Source organism: Ilumatobacter nonamiensis YM16-303 (genome assembly GCF_000350145.1).
Taxonomy (GTDB): Bacteria; Actinomycetota; Acidimicrobiia; order Acidimicrobiales; family Ilumatobacteraceae; genus Ilumatobacter_A; species Ilumatobacter_A nonamiensis.
On the sequence record NZ_BAOL01000047.1, the window covers coordinates 1 to 15,584 of the forward strand.

Below are 15,584 nucleotides of genomic sequence, written 5' to 3' on the forward strand. Positions count from 1 at the left end.
CTGAGCTGGTTCACCACCGGCACCGGCCGCGAGTGTGGCCGTCCGGCCGAACGGGTCGGCGCCGCGGTCCGGGCGCAGATGGGCGGGCATCGTCGCCGTGTCGGCGTCGGGGTGCTGCCCGGTTCCTGCCGCGCCGGTGACCAGGGCGAGTCTTTCGACCAACTCGGACATCGAGGGGAACCGCTGATCGATCGGCACTGCCGAAGCGATCGAGATCGCCGACGCCAGCGTGCTCGGCACCGTCGGGACGAGACGGACCGGGTCGAGGACGTCGTCGGGATCGCGTTCCACCGCGTTCGGTGGACGGGTTCCGGTGACGGCCTCGAAGAGCGTCACGCCGAGGGAGAACTGGTCGGTCGCCTCCGTGAGCTCGCGGCCGGCGGCCTGTTCCGGCGACACGTACTGGCGGGTTCCCATCACCATGCCGGTGTCCGTCAGCGACTCCTCGATCTCGTCGAAGCGGCGCGCGATCCCGAAGTCGGCGAGCTTTGCCGTGCCGTCGTCGGTGAAGAGGATGTTCGACGGCTTCACGTCGCGATGAAGGAGTCCTCCGGCATGTCCGGCGGCGAGCGCGCCGCCGATCTGCGTGCCGAGCAGGGCGACCTCCGCTGACTCCATCGGACCGGAGTCGGCCAGGCGTTCGGCGAGCGAGCCGCCGCTCAGGAGCTCCATGACGAGGAAGAGTCGCCCCTGGTCCGAGCCGGCGTCGAAGACGGTCACGGCGTTGGGATGAACGAACCGAGCCCCGGCACGAGCCTCGTTCTCGAAACGCTGTCGGGCGGCGGGGTCAGCAGACCGAGCGGCGTCATCGTCGAGCAGTTTGATCGCGACGTCGCGGCCGAGGCGCTGGTCACGGGCGCGGAACACGCGCGCGGATCCACCCGCGCCGATCGACGCTCCCACCCGGTATCGCCCGGTCAGCAACTCCACCATCGCGGCAACCTACTGGCGAACGTTCACGGCACCCCGGCGCGTCGCGTCGGACTCAGTTGATCGGCTCGACTCGCAGTTCGAAACGGTCGTCGCGCCACTCGTCGATCACGCCGATCCCGTCCGTCAGAATGGCGCGGGCGAGCAGCCCCTTCGCGGCCTTCGCGAAGTGTCCGCCAGGTTTCCCGGTCGGGTCGACGAACTCGACCGACACACCGTTCACGCGGCGGTCGGGGGCCCAGGCTGCTCGATGCTCCTGCGGGAGGAGGTCGATCATCACGCGGCGCTGACCGGCGGTGCGTCCCGACGCGTAGCGGTTGAGGGTGTCGGACAGGTCGGGACGCCACCACGTCGACAGCTTTCCCAGCGGAGCCAGGTTCGCTCCCATCTTGAGGCGGTAGTCGGGGACGGGGTCGTTGCCGCGAGCAAGGCCGAGCAGGGCACTGACGACCACGATCCGGCGGAGTTCGATTTTCGCCAGCGAGGCCGGATCGAGGTGATCCCACACCACGCCGGTGTACCGCTGCCAGGCCGGGAGCGAGCGTGCTCCGTCGAGTGACACGTTCGCCGACAGCGCTCGATCCAGGTGCTCGCCCCGCACGCCCAGCAGTTTCTCGGTGCCACCGTCGGCGGCGCCGAGCGCTCGGACGACTGCCTCGCGACGGTCCGCCAGGGAGCTGAACGTGCCCGAACTCATCGACCAACGTCGCGAAGTTCCCCCGTCTGCCTTGCCTTCTGACGGCGGAAGTAGCAAGATTGGAACACTGTTCGAATACTGTTGGGCGAGGCCGGGCACGACGACGAGTCTGGCGATGGCAGCAACGACCACCAAACGGCACGGTTCACGTGCCCGATCCAGGGAGTACAGATGCAGATCCACCTCGATGCCGAGAAGTGCCAGGGCCACAACCGGTGCTACGCGCTTGCGCCGGAGTTGTTCGACGTCGATGACTTCGGCCAGGCGGTGCTGCTCGAGGAGGGCGACGTCCCCGCCGACCTGCAGGAAAAGGCGCGGCTCGCCGCGGCCAACTGCCCCGAATACGCCATCACCCTGACCGACTGACCGACCGACCCCCACGCTGGAGACCCCGATGACCGACACCGTCCAGAACGACACGACGACCGACGCCGACGACGCGACCGCGTCCGAGCCCGGCAGCGGCCGCTTCGCCGACCGCGACACGATCTTCGGGGATTCCCCCGAGGGCACCGACGTGTGGCAGCGAGTGCCGTACAACCCCGACGACTACGGCCCGGTCGAGGATTTCGCGACCGACTTCGACCACGCCGACCCCGACTACAACCCGAACGCGCCAGAGGTCTGGAAGGAACTGCGCGAGTCGGGCTGTCCAGTCGCTCACTCCGACCGCTACGGCGGCATGTGGACGCCCATCACCCACGACACCGTGCACGAGATCGCGTACGACACCGATCACTTCACCAGCCGTGCGGTCGTGGTGTCCGTCGGTCGCCCGGGTGACCTCGCTATGCCCGCGCCGATCGGTGGCGTCCCGCCCATCTCCAGCGATCCGCCGTTCCACGGAATGGCCCGCCGACTGCTGCTCCCGCCGTTCGCTCCGAAGCAGATCGAGCCGTGGGAGGACGAGGTCCGTGTGCTCTGTCGCCGCCTGCTCGACGAGATGGGTGAGATCACCCCCGGCGAAACCGTCGTCGACGCGGCGGTGCAGTACGCGCAGCACATCCCGGTCAACGTGATCGGTCGGATGCTCGGTTTCCCCGAGGAGGACGAGGACCTCTTCCGCAGGTTCGTGCACGAAGCGCTCGAAACCGTCAACCAGGAACCGGGAACGCGTGAGGGCCTCGAGGACCTCGGCAAGTACATCGCTGCCCAGATCGAAGATCACCGCGTCAACCCGCGGGACGACCTCACGAGCTACCTGATGAACGTCGAACTCGAGGGCAACAAGCTGTCCGACGATCACGTCGGTGGATCGATCATCCTGCTGCTGATCGCGGGGATCGACACGACCTGGTCGGCGATCGGCTCGTCGCTGTGGCATCTCGCCCAGACACCCGAGGACCGTCAGCGGCTCGCCGACGATCCCGAGGTGATGACCTTCGCCGTCGAGGAGTTCCTGCGTGCCTATGCGCCGGTCACGATGGCCCGGTTGGTCGCCAAGGACCACGACTTCCACGGCTGCCCGATGAAGAAGGACGACTGGGTGCTGCTGCCGTTCCCGGCCGCGAACCGGGACCCGAAGCAATTCGAGGATGCCGACACCTTCATCATCGACCGCGAGGTCAACCGCCACGCGGCATTCGGGCTCGGCATCCACCGGTGCCTCGGATCCAACCTCGCTCGACTCGAGCTGCGGGTCGCGATCGAAGAGTTCGTCGCACGCTTCCCGAACTTCGAACTCGCGGGCGACACCCGGTGGTCGGTCGGCCAGATCCGCGGGCCTCGCGAGCTTCCGGTGAGGATCCTCGCTGACTGACTCGGCCGCTCAGCGGTGGGCTGATCAGCTCGCCGACTGGGCGATTCCCGCTGACATTCTCGAGAACGCGCCACGGTCGCCGTACGCGCACGCCACCGCGATGTTCGAGGTCGACGACACGCTCGATCGATCCGTGCTGTCCGCCGAGGTGGCGCGCACGGTCCTGCCGCCGACCGGCGGGTCAGTCCTCGATGTCGGGTGCGGCGGCGGTCGCGCGGCAATGTCATTGGTGCCGCCCGCGGAGCGGGTCATCGGTGTCGATCAGAACCCGGCGATGCTCGCGGCGTTCACCACGGCGGCGGCCGATGCCGGCGCGCGCTCGATCACGATCGAAGGGACGTGGCCCGACGCGGTGTTCGATACTCCCGTGGCCGACGTGGTGACGTGTCATCACGTCGCCTACAACGTCGCCGAGATCGAGCCGTTCATCGGCGCGTTGACAGGTCGCGCCCGGCTGGCCGTCGTGCTGGTCATCCCGACCGTTCACCCGATGACCGCGTGGAACAACGCATGGCGCCGATTCTGGAACATCGAGCGGCCGGCCGGACCGACGTCGGACGACTTCGCCGCGGTCCTCGCCGAGATGGGCCTCGACGCCGAACGGTGGGAGATGCCGCGGCCACCGTTGTCCCGGCACACGTCCGACCCGGCGACTCAGGTCCCTTCGACCCTCCGCCGGTTGTGTCTCGGCGAGGATCGAGCCGATGACGTGGCCGACTTCCTGGCGCTGCACGAACCCGACTGGCCGATGGTCCACTCGGTGTTCCGCTGGCCCGGCGAAGCCGACTGAGTTCTCGTCGCGCATCTTCCCGCCGGGCGAACGCAGGCGCGACGAGAATCCAGGGGAGCGCCCGCAGCCGGTCCGTTTCCGTCAGGTCGACTCGGCCTCTGTCAGGTCGCGATACATGATGTGGACGGGGACCAGCCCCTTGGCCGAGTGCCGGAACGCGTTCGGCACCGTGCCCACGATCGCGAACCCCATCGACTCCCACAGGCCGATCGCTCGGGTGTTGGTCGCGACCACCGCGTTGAACTGCATCGCCTCGAAGCCGAAACGGCGGGCTTCGGCGATCACGTGGTCCGCGAGCGCCCGGCCGATCCCGCGACCCGCCGCCGAGGGGGCCACCATCCACCCGGCGTTGGCCACGTGGTCACCCAGTCCCGGTTGATTGGGCTTGAGATGGGCGGTGCCGAGCACCGTGCCGTCCGCGACCGCAACGTAGGTCGCAGCCCGGCTCTGCCCGTCGAGCATCCAGGCCGACCGGGCATCGACCTCGTTGATGTCGGGCGGATAGGTGTAGGTGTCGCCTCCACTGATGACCGCCGACACGATCGGCCAGATCGCATTCCAGTCCTCGGGACCGGCCAGCCGACACTCGATCGTCGTCTCACGCATCGCCGCCCACGCTACGGCGTTGCGGTTCGCGGCTTCCCCTTCGTGCGAACCGTCAGAACGTGGTGGCGAGGCTCGCCGCCGCAGTGACCGACAGGAGGGTGGCGCCGACATAGGCGGATCCCCATCGCCAGCCGAGCTCGCGCGCCTCGAGCGCGAACGACGAGAACGTCGTGAGAGCCCCGCAGAATCCGATGCCGACGACCGTTGTGGTCGCAGCGGAGACGTCGCGTGTGCCGAGCCAGCCGAGGAGCGCAGCGCCCACGGTGTTGACGATCAGCAGTGCTTGCCACGAGCAGGCCAATCGACCGACGACGTGGCGGCCGATCGCTCCACCGGCTGCCGCGAGAACGAACAGCACGGGCGTCACCCGACCACCTCCGGTCCTTCGGCGAGGTCGTCGACGGGACCGCGCGAGGTTTCCGCGAGCAGCAGCGCGCCGAACCCGGCGACGAGCGTCGCGGCCAGATAGACGATCAACGTGCGGTTCGCCCCTGCGTCGGCGAGGTCGTTGAGTTCGACCGCGAACGACGACATCGTGGTGAAGCCGCCGAGCATGCCGGTCGCGGCGAACGACCATGCGAGCGACGGTCGTGCGATCCGGGTCGACGCGAGCCCGATCAACAGGCATCCGAGCACGTTGACGACGAACGTGGCCCACGGAAAATCGCCCGGCGAATCCGCCGCGAGCTGCGTCCCGACGGCCCAACGTGCGGTGGCACCGACGACGCCGCCGGCGGCAACCGCCCCACCCGCCAGGAGTTCGTCGCGCCAGACCACCGCCGCATCTTGCCAGCCCCGACGATGAGGATGTCCGTCGGTGACCGGCACCGACGGACATCTTCTGGCTCGTAGCGTGTCGGAGTGATTTGCGTCGATGTGTCGGGAGTCGGTCTGGAGCAGCCCGACAAGGTGCTCTTCGACGATCTCGATCTCACCGTGTCGCGGGGCGACCGGATCGCGGTCGTCGGTGTCAACGGGTCGGGGAAGACGACGCTGTTGCGAATCCTGACCGGTGCGCTCCAACCCGACCGTGGCGCGGTCCGGTTCGGCCGAGGGGCGCGCATCACGATGCTCGAACAGGATCCCGTGCTGCCTCCCGGCACCGTGGCCGAGTACCTGGGCGACGGGTGGGAGGTCGCGGCCGTGGCGACGTCGCTCGGCGTGCAACCGCTGTTCGACCGACCGACGGATCAGCTCTCGGGCGGTCAGGCGAAGCGCGTCGCGCTCGCGAAGGTGCTCGCCGACAACGGAGGTGGCACCGGCCCCGCCGAGAACGGCCACGACATGATCGTTCTCGACGAACCGACGAACCACCTCGATCTCGAGGCGATCGAGTGGCTCGAATCGCGGCTGGTGTCGATGTCGGCTGCACTCGTGCTGGTGACGCACGATCGGCATGCGCTCGACCGGCTGACCACGCAGGTCGGCCCGAGCCGAGTGGTCGAGTTGGATCATGGTCGGGCGTTCATCCACCAGGCGGCGTCAGGATCGAGCGCGTATGCGACCTACCTCGATGCCCGGGCCGAGAGAATCGAGCAGGAGGCGCAGGAGGAGTCGACGCGCAAGGTCCTCGCCCGCAAGGAACTCGCGTGGCTCCGCCGGGGAGCGCCGGCGCGCACGTCCAAGCCGAAGGCACGATTGCGAACCGCGAGCGAGATCGTGGCCGGCGGGCCACGCGATCAGGGCGTCCGCGGGCACGATCTCGAACTGGGAGTCGGCACGACGCGCCTCGGGAACCAGGTCGTGGAACTCGCCGACGTCGGTCAGCGCTTCACGATCGAAGGTGGGGCGGAGCACACCGTGTTCGGCGGAGTCGATCTCGTGATCGAACCCGGCGCCCGCCTCTCGGTCGTCGGGCCGAACGGATCGGGCAAGACCACGCTGCTCGACATCATCGCCGGCCGCCGCGAGCCGGCCATGGGTGAGATGACCGTCGGAACCACGGTCGTCGTCGGGTACGCGGACCAGCACTCCACGACACTCGACTCCGAACTCACCGTCCGCAAGACCGTCGCCGGTCCGTTGCGCGAACCCGACCACGAGGACAAGGCGTTGCTCGAACGGTTCTGGTTCGATGCGACCGCCCAGTACGCGCCCGTCCGGATGCTGTCCGGTGGTGAGAAGCGGCGCCTCCAACTGGTGATGGTGCTCGCCCGTCAACCCAACCTGTTGGTGCTCGACGAGCCGACGAACGATCTCGATCTCGACACGCTGCGATCGCTGGAGGACTTCCTCGACGGATGGCCGGGAGCCCTGGTCGTTGCGAGCCACGACCGCGCCTTCCTCGACCGGGTCGCCGACCATGTCCTCGCGATCGAGCCGGGCGGCACGATGCGTCGCGTGCCCGGCGGGGTCTCGGGGTGGTTGGCCGAGCGCGCGGCCTCCACTGGAAATGGGAACACCACGCGTTCGGCGACGAAGCCCTCCGCGCCGTCCGGGGAGCGTCGTGGCAAGCCGAAGCCGAAACGGGACGGCCCGAGTCCGTCGACGATCGGGCGCCGCCTGCGCGAAACCGAGCAGGCGATGGTCAAGGCGCAGAAGCGCGTCGACGGGTTGCACACCGAGCTCGCGTCCACCACCGATCATGAGGCGCTGGCCGATCGGGGAATCGTGCTCGCCGAGGCGCAGGCGAGCCTCGATGCGCTGGAGGCGGAGTGGCTCGAGCTGGCGGAACTCGCCGAGTAGCCGCCGTACGAAAACCCCGACGTCGCCTCGGGTCGGCTGTCTAGGTTTCTCGGCCATGGGAATGAGCACCGCAAGGAACGTCGGATGCCTGATTGCCGTGGGCGGCTTCGGCATCCTCGGAGCGGCGTGCGGAGGTGGAAGCGACGGTGGCGCCGAAGGCGATTTCTGCGAGCAGGTCGCCGAGTTCGCGCAGAACACCGAGATCGACAACGATCCGGCCGCGTTTGCCGACGCGTTCGATTCCCTGATTGATGGCGCGCCGGATGACCTGCGTGGCGATCTCGAGGTCGTCTCCGATGCATTCGGCGAACTGGCGAACCTCGACGAAGCCGACCCGGAAGCGTTGGCGGCGATGATCGCGGTGTTCGAGCAACCCGACATCCTCGAAGCAGCCGAGAGCATCGAGCAGTACGGGGCCGAGGAGTGTGGTCTGGACATGACGGGCGCCGGCGACGGGTGATCAGCAACAGCGATCACGATGGAGACCCCTATCGGGGTCACCGGGCCCATCGACGTCGCCGACGGTTCCTCGGCCGTTCGAGCCAGACTCGGGCGGGATGACCGATCCCGCCACCCGCGAACTCCGCGCGTACTACGAGCACGAGGCCGTCGCTCGGAGCCGTGGTGCAGCTGCGGGCCGCCGAATCGACGCAGTCGAAGCATTCGCGGTGTTGCTCGCGGCCGAGGGCCGAGGGTCGGTGCTCGACGTCGGCGCGGGCCCGGCGACGGATGCGGGCGCGTTCACCGATCGGTCGATCCGCTACATCGGCGTCGATCTCGCGGTGGGGAACGGCATCGTCGCCCGCGAGCGAGGGCACGATGTGGTCGCCGGGTCGATGTTCGACCTGCCGTTCCGACCCGACTCGTTCGACGCCGGATGGTCGATGAGCACGTTGATGCACGTTCCGGCGAGCGACGTCGGTCGAGTCATGAGGGAGATCCTGCGTCCGCTCGTGGTGGGAGCGCCGATCGGCATCGGCGTGTGGGGTGGGCCCGGGCGCGATCTCTGGTCGGAGCCCGATGACTCCGGAGCGCGGCGCCTCTTCAGCTTGCGAACTGCCTCCCGCAACCGGGCGCTGCTGGAGGAATACGGATCGATCGAACACTGGGAGGCGTGGGACACCGGCCCCGACGGCTGGGAGTACCACTTCGCCATCCTCCGCACGCCGGGACCATCCGGTGTCTGACACGGGATGGTCCTGCTCGTAGGATCGGTCGATGGCCGATGCGCGGCGTCGATACACCGACGACGTTCCCGACGAGATCACGATCCGGCTCCGAGATCTGTGCCTGGAACTGCCCGACGCCTACGAGGAACGGGCGTGGGTGGGAACCCGTTGGATGGTCCGGAAGCGCACCTTCGCCCATGTTCTCGGCGTGCGGGTCGACGACGCCGCACCTTCCGTCGTGTTGTCATTCCGCTCGGCAGGCGAGGAGCTGGAGACGCTGCGTCACGTCGGCCATCCGTTCGTCGTTCTCGGCTGGGGTCGGGACGCGATGGGGTTGGTACTCGACGCGGAGACCGATTGGGGTGAGGTACGCGAGCTCGTCCAGGACAGCTTCTGCGTCCTCGCCCCGAAGAAGCTGATCACGCTCGTCGATCGTCCCAGCGGACCCTGAGTCGACCGCAGACGGGCCGCTCGCCCGGATCGGGCGTCTCTAGAGTGGGCACGGTCATGACCGATGAGCAATTGTTCGCCGACATCCCGCATCCGGCCGAGTCCGACGTCGAGCCACCATCGGGCGACGAACTCGATGAGGCGGAGGTGGTTGCCGCTGCGGCCGAGCCGAGAGGCAAGGGACCGTCGCCGTTCGTCGAGGGTCTGAACCCCGACCAGCTCGATGCCGTGGTCCACGCCGACGGCCCGCTGCTCGTGGTCGCCGGTGCCGGATCCGGCAAGACACGGGTGCTCACGCATCGGATCGCGCACCTGGTCCACGAGGGCGTCCACCCGTCGAAGATCCTGGCGATCACCTTCACGAACAAAGCCGCGTCCGAGATGCGCGAGCGCGTCCGGGAACTGATCGGGCCGGTCGTCAAGACGATGTGGGTGTCGACGTTCCACTCGGCGTGCGTCCGCATCCTGCGGGCCAACGGCGAGGCGATCGGCTACCCCCGCCAGTTCTCGATCTACGACTCGGCCGACTCGAACCGTCTGGTCTCCTACGTGATCCGTGACCTGGGGCTCGATGCGAAGCGGTTCACGCCGCGCGGCGTGCAGGGCATCATCTCGCTGAAGAAGAACGAACTGGTCACGCCGGAACGGATGGCCGACGAGGCGCAGAACATCTTCGACCGCAAACACGCCGAGGTGTACGCCGAGTACCAGGCCCGCCTGCTGAAGGCCGGAGCGATGGACTTCGACGACCTGTTGATCAACGTCGTCAAGCTGTTCCGCGAACACGGCAACATCCTCGAGCACTACCGGGAGCGCTTCACGCAGATCCTCGTCGACGAGTACCAGGACACGAACCAGGCGCAGAACGAGATCGTGCTGATGCTCGCCGAAGGTCACCGGGCGGTCACCGTCGTCGGCGACAGCGACCAAGGGGTCTACGGCTGGCGTGGCGCCGACCTGCGCAACATCCTGGACTTCGAAGAGGCGTTCCCCGACGTCACCACCGTGGTGCTCGATCAGAACTACCGGAGCACGCAGACGATTCTCGACGCCGCGAACGCGGTGATCGACAACAACACCGAACGCAAGCCGAAAGCGTTGTGGACCGACCTCGGCAGCGGTGACACGATCACGCGCTACCACGCCGAGGACGAAGGCGATGAGGCGACGTTCATCGCGTCGACTGCGCACGAGGCGAACAAGCACCACGGCACCGACTGGCGTGACATGGCCGTGCTCTACCGGACCAACGCACAGAGCCGGGTGCTCGAAGAGGCGTTCATGCGCGTCGGGGTGCCGTACAAGGTCGTCGGTGGAACTCGCTTCTACGACCGGCGTGAGGTGAAGGACGCGATGGCGTACCTGCGCACGGTCGTCAACCCGTCCGACGAGGTGTCGCTGAAACGGATCCTGAACACGCCGAAGCGCGGCATCGGCGATGCGAGCGTCGACAAACTCGACGCGTTCTCTCGAGAACTGGGTGTCCCGTTCGTCGAGGCGCTCCGTCGCTGCGAGGAAGCAGGCGTGTCGGGCAAGGCGCTGCGCGGGATCGGCCAGTTCATCGAGCTGCTCGACGGTCTCAACGCCACCGCGGCCGACACCACCTACGGCCCCGGCGACGTGCTGCAGCTCGCGCTCGAAGGCTCCGGCTACCTCGCCGAACTCGAGGCCGAGGACACGATCGAGGCGCACACCCGGATCGAGAACCTCGGCGAGCTCGTCGGATCGGCACGCGAGTTCACGGTGATCGACGAGTTCATGGAGCAGGTCGCCCTCGTGGCCGACACCGATCAGCTCGACGACGACAACCAGGTCGTGCTCATGACGCTGCACTCGGCGAAGGGTCTGGAGTACCCGATCGTGTTCCTCGCCGGGGTGGAGGAGGGCGTGTTCCCCCACGTGCGGGCGTTGACCGAACCCGCGCAGATGGAGGAGGAGCGGCGCCTCGCCTACGTCGGCATCACCCGCGCGATGCAGCGCCTGTACATGTCGCACGCGTGGAGCCGACAGCTGTTCGGGTCCACCCAGTACAACCCACCGTCGCGGTTCTTCGACGAGATCCCCGAGGAGCTCGTCGAGTCGAAGGGCAACGTGTCGGGTCGGTCGTCGTACGGTCGCCAGAGCTATCGCTCGCAGCCGGGATCCGCCTACCGGTTCGATCCGCCGCCGTATCGGCGGGCGCGGAAGGACGACGAGTCCGGCGGGATCGACATCAACGCCGACATCAAGGCCGAGCAGGAACGCCACACCGACCGTGTGGTCGACGCCGCGATGCGAGCTGGGCAGAAGGTCACCGAACCGTCGAACAGTCAGGAACTCGGATTGAACGTGGGTGACCAGGTGGAACATCCGGCGTTCGGTGCGGGGACGATCATCGCGGTCGATGGCGAGGGCGACAAGACCGAGGCGGTCATCAACTTCTCGGGTGGAGTCGGGCTCAAGCACCTCTCGTTGGCGTGGGCGCCGCTGAAGAAGATCTCGTGAGTGAGCTGACCACCGCACAGAAACTCGTGCGGGTGAACATCGTGCTGCTCGTCGTGCTGTCGGCGCTGCTGATCGTGTGCCTCGTGCGCCAACTCTGGCTCCCGGCGGCGGTGTTCGCGCTGCTGATCTCCTCGAACGCGTTCCAGCTGGTCACCCGCCGACGCGATGCCTGACCCGCTCGTAGAGACCCGGGTGCCCCGAGGGTAGAACTGAACCGTCCAGCCGGTACAGTTATGCCGTGCGCGACGACGATCGGAACCACCGCCGATGGTGGACCCTGATCGTGCTCACGCTCCCGGTGCTGATCATCTCGATGGACGCGACGGTCCTCGGATTCGCGGTCCCGTCGCTGAGCGCATCGCTGGCTCCGTCGAGCGCACAACTCCTCTGGATCATCGACATCTACTCGTTCGTCCTCGCCGGTCTGCTGATCACGATGGGTGCGCTCGGGGACCGGATCGGCCGTCGCCGACTGTTGATGTTCGGTGCTGCCGGATTCGGCGTCGCATCGCTGCTCGCGGCGTTCTCGACCACCCCCGAGATGCTGATCGCGGCGCGGGCGATGCTCGGGATCGCCGGAGCGACGTTGATGCCCTCCACACTCTCGCTCATCCGCAACGTGTTCACCGACGAGCGTGAACGACAGACCGCGATCGCGATCTGGGCCGCCGCGTTCGCCTTCGGCTCCGCGCTCGGACCGATCGCCGGTGGGTTCCTGCTCGAGCACTTCTGGTGGGGATCGGTCTTCCTCATCGGCGTGCCGGTCCCGGTGGCGCTGCTCCTGGTCGCGCCGCGGCTCGTGCCGGAATCGCGCGATCCCAAGCCGGGTGCGTTCGACCTGACCAGCGCGGGTCTGTCGCTCGCCACGATGCTCCCCGTGGTGTACGCGATCAAGATGTTCGCCGAGCACGGGTTCTCCCCGGTCGTGATCGTGTCGGCGGTCGTCGGTGGGTCCGCCGGTTTCGCGTTCGTGCGCCGACAGCAACGCCTCGCCGATCCGATGGTCGACGTCTCGCTGTTCTCCGTGTCCCGGTTCCGGATGGCGGTGAGCGGCAACCTCATCGCCGCGTTCGGGTTCGCCGGGTCATTGTTCTTCGTGACGCAGTACCTCCAACTCGTCGTCGGGATGTCGCCGCTGCGCGCGGGTCTGCAACTCCTTCCGGCCGCCCTCTCGTCGATCACGTTCACGGTCCTCGCTCCCGCCGTTGCGCGCAGGTACGGATCGTTCGCGGTGATCGCAGCCGGGCTGTCGATGGGCGCCGTCGGATTCGCGATGCTCACCCAGGTCACGGCGGACGGCTCCGTGGCGCTCACGACCGCTGCGGTCATCGTGCTCAACGCTGGACTCGGTGCATCGATGACCGTGGCGATCGACGGCATCCTCGCGGCGATCCCTCCGGCTCGGGCGGGCGCCGGCGCCTCCGTGTCGGAGACGGCGATCGAACTCGGCGTCGCGCTCGGTACCGCAGTGCTCGGGAGCATTGCGGCGGCGGTGTATCGGAGCGAACTGGACGACGTCGACGGGGTGCCGGCCGAGGTCCTCGAGGTCTCTCGTGACACGCTGGGAGCGGCACTCGGCGCAGCAGAGCGACTCGGTGGCGATCCCGGTGCCGCGCTGACCGCGGCCGCCGACTCCGCCTTCGTCGACGGGTTCCATGTCGCCGCACTCGCCGCGAGTGTCGCACTCGGAACCGTTGCGCTCTGGGCGCTGCGGATCAGGCTCACAGGCCGGTCCGCTCCGGTCGAGGCCGTGCCGGTCGGGGCGGGGCGAGGTTCCTGAGATGACCCGCCCGTCGCAACGCGAGGTCGTCCTCGATGCGTTCCAGGATCTCGTCGTCGAACTCGGCGCGGCCAACGTCACCCTCGAGGCGGCGGCGGACCGAGCGGGCGTCTCGAAAGGTGGCCTGCTGTACCACTTCCCGTCGAAGTCCGATCTGTTCGCCGGGTTGTGCGACCGGTTGGCCGAGGTGGTCGACCGAGCGATCGCCGAGTCACCCGACGACCCGGAGGGTCTGGTGCGGTGGTACCTGAGCGCGGCCACCGACGTGGTGGTCGGGGAGGACACCCTCTGGCTCTCGCTCTTCGCGGCGACGCACGCGGTCGACGAGGACGTCGCCGCGATCCTCTCCGACCTCTTCGCTCGCTACTCCACGCCGCTGCGAACGCTGCCGGGGGTGGTCGGCGAACACGTCCGCCTCGTCGGTGACGGGCTGTACTTCAACGCGCTCATCGGTGGCCCGCTCCCGGACGCGAAGCACCTCGAACAGATCGTCGACTCGCTCGTCCGTCGGGTCGCAGCACCGCCGGAGGGCTGAGCGTCAGCCACGGTGGAGCCACCGACGCAGGTCGGGTGGCGCCGCATCGGCGGCACGAGCCCGGTACGCGGCGAGGCCGGCTGGGCTCAGCGCGTCGGTCCCCGCTCCCGATCCACCCGTCCGGAAGAAGCGGGACCTGTCCAGCAGGACCCCCGCCGGGTCGGGGGCGACCTCGTCCGCGTGGGACCGCATCGCATCGAGCGTGGCGGCGCGTGCGAGCGCGTCGATGCTGACGTCCGTGATCTCGATGCCGAGTTCGATCGCGAGGCGACGCATCTCGCCGGGGAGGTCGTGGAGCAGATCGGCGTAGTGCACGAGCACGACGTTCGGGTCGTCCTTGCGATTCCAGGCGTCGGTGAGGTGGTGGAAGACACCGTTGAACGAGTCGAGGTCGTCCGCCGCTTCGACGTCGGATTCGGTCCAGTCGAGCAACCACTCGCTCAGTGGCGGCAGGTGCCGCGGCGTTGCCGGACTCGGGTTGCCCGTGAGTCGGGCGATCCGCTCCCGGTCGAGGTTGTTGCTCTGGTGGTAGAGCGACACGGCTGCGTCGAGTGGGTGTCGGGCCACGACGATGTAGGTGACCCGGTCATCGTCGGGCACTCCGTCGAGCGGGGTGTGCGTCTTGATGAATCTGCGATGGCGCTGGGCCGCGAGATCGGCGAAGAGTTCGTCCTGAGGGAGGACGAGCCAGTCGAGCCACGGTGACAGCTGCGGGAGCGGTCGCGGGAGGTCCGGCGTCCGGAAGATCAGCAGCGCGCAGATCATCTGGACCCACGTCGTGCCGGACTTGGATCGCGTGCTGATGACGATGTCGTCGTCGCGGAACTCGAACTCGAGCCAGCGGGCGCTGTCCTCCTCCCGGGAGCGGTACCTCGTCGGCCGGCTCGTCACGGGTTCACGGTCCGGAGACGCGTCAGGCGGGGATCGACGAGGACGGGATGTGGCCGGCGCGTTCGAGGAGCGGTCGGCAAAGGAGCCGGTCCGCGATCGCACAGGCTTCGTCGATCCACTCGTCGGCGCTGTCGCCCGTCGTGCTGCCCGTCGACCGGACGTGTTCGGCGTGATCGAGCAGGCCGTGGGCGAGGTGGTACGGCGTGCTGTGCTCGCGCAGTTGGGTGATCGCGGCCGCGAACCGTTCGTCGGCATCGGGCTCGTGGCCGACCGACGCCAGTCGGGCGCGGATCAGCGCCACCTCGGCGCGTTGCATCGGTGCGGTCTCGGCAACGGGGAGCTCCTCGCACATGTCGGCGAGGTCACTCTCCAGCTCGAACTGGCGGAGGTCGTGGGCAGTGCGTGCCGCCAGCGGCCATGTCCATCGGCCGTCGTCCCCGCCGAACGACACCGAGCCGCGGAACGCATCGATGCTGTCCAACGCGTGGCGAAGGGCGGCTGACCGGTCGTCCTGTGCGTGGGCGGTGAACGCCCTGCTGGTGGCGATCACGGCGATGTCCTGGGGATCGTCGCTCTCCCCGAGTTCACCGAGTCGGTCGACCAGCGCGGCAGCGGATTCGGCGTCGCCGCGGAGACCGGCCAGGAGCACCTGAACACCGATGAGGAAGGAATCGTGCTCGAGCTGCGGGTGCGGGAGGCGGAACAGCGAGTCGTCTGCGCCGCTCCAATCCCCGATGGCGAGTTGGGCGAGTGCGAGGTTGGTGATGGCCGTGGCGATCAGGAAGCGGTCACCCATCTCGGACAGGAT

At 68.2% G+C, this 15,584-nt stretch carries 18 protein-coding genes; 11 read left to right on the forward strand and 7 right to left on the reverse strand.

The genetic code is table 11. The features are described from left to right. Both ON45_RS05870 and yaaA read right to left on the reverse strand, forming a co-directional pair. Positions 1-933: serine/threonine-protein kinase (locus ON45_RS05870; protein ID WP_085946511.1), on the reverse strand; the 933-nt coding region annotated here is incomplete at its 3' end. 52 nt (positions 934-985) lie between these two features. Beyond that, positions 986-1,837: a peroxide stress protein YaaA gene (gene yaaA, locus ON45_RS22115; protein ID WP_306301649.1), complete on the reverse strand. Its 852-nt coding sequence runs from the start codon at positions 1,835-1,837 to the stop codon at positions 986-988. Between yaaA and ON45_RS22975 the strand changes: the two genes are divergently transcribed. The 3 genes from ON45_RS22975 (at position 1,799) to ON45_RS05890 (ending at position 4,176) form a co-directional block, all read left to right on the forward strand. Then, positions 1,799-1,993: a ferredoxin gene (locus ON45_RS22975; RefSeq protein WP_040492704.1), complete on the forward strand. Its 195-nt coding sequence runs from the start codon at positions 1,799-1,801 to the stop codon at positions 1,991-1,993. The genes yaaA and ON45_RS22975 overlap by 39 nt on opposite strands. 28 nt (positions 1,994-2,021) lie before the next feature. Further along, on the forward strand, positions 2,022-3,386 hold the full coding sequence (locus ON45_RS05885) for a cytochrome P450 (protein WP_083914463.1): 1,365 nt from the start codon (positions 2,022-2,024) through the stop codon (positions 3,384-3,386). Positions 3,387-3,486: 100 nt separating this feature from the next. Continuing rightward, the gene (locus ON45_RS05890) at positions 3,487-4,176 is read left to right on the forward strand and encodes a class I SAM-dependent methyltransferase (RefSeq protein WP_051062577.1); all 690 of its coding nucleotides are present in this window, start codon (positions 3,487-3,489) and stop codon (positions 4,174-4,176) included. A gap of 81 nt (positions 4,177-4,257) precedes the next feature. Here ON45_RS05890 and ON45_RS05895 read toward each other — a convergent pair whose 3' ends face one another. From ON45_RS05895 to ON45_RS22980, 3 genes are read right to left on the reverse strand one after another with little or no spacing between them, the layout of a single operon-like run. After that, positions 4,258-4,782, reverse strand: a complete 525-nt coding sequence (locus ON45_RS05895; protein ID WP_040492684.1) for a GNAT family N-acetyltransferase — start codon at positions 4,780-4,782, stop codon at positions 4,258-4,260. 52 nt (positions 4,783-4,834) lie between these two features. After that, positions 4,835-5,149 carry a fluoride efflux transporter FluC gene (locus ON45_RS05900; protein ID WP_040492686.1) on the reverse strand — a complete coding sequence of 105 codons (315 nt, stop codon included), beginning with the start codon at positions 5,147-5,149 and terminating at the stop codon, positions 4,835-4,837. Beyond that, complete coding sequence (locus tag ON45_RS22980; protein ID WP_051062578.1) at positions 5,146-5,559, reverse strand: fluoride efflux transporter FluC; 414 nt, start codon at positions 5,557-5,559, stop codon at positions 5,146-5,148. The genes ON45_RS05900 and ON45_RS22980 overlap by 4 nt, the downstream gene beginning before the upstream one ends. 84 nt (positions 5,560-5,643) lie before the next feature. Between ON45_RS22980 and ON45_RS05910 the strand changes: the two genes are divergently transcribed. The 8 genes from ON45_RS05910 (at position 5,644) to ON45_RS05940 (ending at position 13,885) form a co-directional block, all read left to right on the forward strand. Further along, complete coding sequence (locus ON45_RS05910) at positions 5,644-7,467, forward strand: ABC-F family ATP-binding cassette domain-containing protein (RefSeq protein WP_083914464.1); 1,824 nt, start codon at positions 5,644-5,646, stop codon at positions 7,465-7,467. A 55-nt stretch (positions 7,468-7,522) separates the two neighbouring features. Next, positions 7,523-7,927 carry a hypothetical protein gene (locus ON45_RS05915; protein ID WP_148288546.1) on the forward strand — a complete coding sequence of 135 codons (405 nt, stop codon included), beginning with the start codon at positions 7,523-7,525 and terminating at the stop codon, positions 7,925-7,927. A 97-nt stretch (positions 7,928-8,024) separates the two neighbouring features. Continuing rightward, complete coding sequence (locus ON45_RS05920; protein ID WP_040492689.1) at positions 8,025-8,654, forward strand: class I SAM-dependent methyltransferase; 630 nt, start codon at positions 8,025-8,027, stop codon at positions 8,652-8,654. Positions 8,655-8,685: 31 nt separating this feature from the next. Beyond that, positions 8,686-9,087, forward strand: coding sequence for an MmcQ/YjbR family DNA-binding protein (locus tag ON45_RS05925; RefSeq protein WP_040492690.1), 402 nt, complete (start codon positions 8,686-8,688; stop codon positions 9,085-9,087). A 56-nt stretch (positions 9,088-9,143) separates the two neighbouring features. Beyond that, the gene (gene pcrA / locus ON45_RS05930) at positions 9,144-11,570 is read left to right on the forward strand and encodes a DNA helicase PcrA (protein WP_040492691.1); all 2,427 of its coding nucleotides are present in this window, start codon (positions 9,144-9,146) and stop codon (positions 11,568-11,570) included. Then, a complete protein-coding gene (locus ON45_RS22985) occupies positions 11,567-11,743 on the forward strand; it encodes a hypothetical protein (protein WP_158412230.1) in 177 nt (58 codons plus the stop codon). Before pcrA ends, ON45_RS22985 begins: the two co-directional genes overlap by 4 nt. A 65-nt stretch (positions 11,744-11,808) precedes the next feature. Then, entirely contained in the window at positions 11,809-13,350 is a 1,542-nt protein-coding gene (locus ON45_RS05935; protein WP_040492692.1) for an MFS transporter, read from the forward strand. A gap of 1 nt (position 13,351) precedes the next feature. Next, a complete protein-coding gene (locus ON45_RS05940) occupies positions 13,352-13,885 on the forward strand; it encodes a TetR/AcrR family transcriptional regulator (protein WP_040492694.1) in 534 nt (177 codons plus the stop codon). 3 nt (positions 13,886-13,888) lie between these two features. Here ON45_RS05940 and ON45_RS05945 read toward each other — a convergent pair whose 3' ends face one another. Then, complete coding sequence (locus ON45_RS05945; RefSeq protein WP_040492696.1) at positions 13,889-14,776, reverse strand: sulfotransferase domain-containing protein; 888 nt, start codon at positions 14,774-14,776, stop codon at positions 13,889-13,891. Positions 14,777-14,798: 22 nt separating this feature from the next. Continuing rightward, on the reverse strand, positions 14,799-15,584 hold a 786-nt coding region (locus ON45_RS23605; RefSeq protein WP_206537651.1), incomplete at its 5' end, for a hypothetical protein.

Excerpts from the sequence above, each read along its gene's own strand:
- ON45_RS22975 (WP_040492704.1), top strand. The coding sequence starts at position 1,799 with ATGCAGATCCACCTCGATGCCGAGAAGTGCCAGGGCCACAACCGGTGC.
- ON45_RS05885 (WP_083914463.1), top strand. The coding sequence starts at position 2,022 with ATGACCGACACCGTCCAGAACGACACGACGACCGACGCCGACGACGCG.
- ON45_RS05890 (WP_051062577.1), top strand. The coding sequence starts at position 3,487 with ATGTTCGAGGTCGACGACACGCTCGATCGATCCGTGCTGTCCGCCGAG.
- ON45_RS05895 (WP_040492684.1), bottom strand. The coding sequence starts at position 4,782 with ATGCGTGAGACGACGATCGAGTGTCGGCTGGCCGGTCCCGAGGACTGG.
- ON45_RS05915 (WP_148288546.1), top strand. The coding sequence starts at position 7,523 with ATGGGAATGAGCACCGCAAGGAACGTCGGATGCCTGATTGCCGTGGGC.
- ON45_RS05920 (WP_040492689.1), top strand. The coding sequence starts at position 8,025 with ATGACCGATCCCGCCACCCGCGAACTCCGCGCGTACTACGAGCACGAG.
- ON45_RS05925 (WP_040492690.1), top strand. The coding sequence starts at position 8,686 with ATGGCCGATGCGCGGCGTCGATACACCGACGACGTTCCCGACGAGATC.
- pcrA (WP_040492691.1), top strand. The coding sequence starts at position 9,144 with ATGACCGATGAGCAATTGTTCGCCGACATCCCGCATCCGGCCGAGTCC.
- ON45_RS05940 (WP_040492694.1), top strand. The coding sequence starts at position 13,352 with ATGACCCGCCCGTCGCAACGCGAGGTCGTCCTCGATGCGTTCCAGGAT.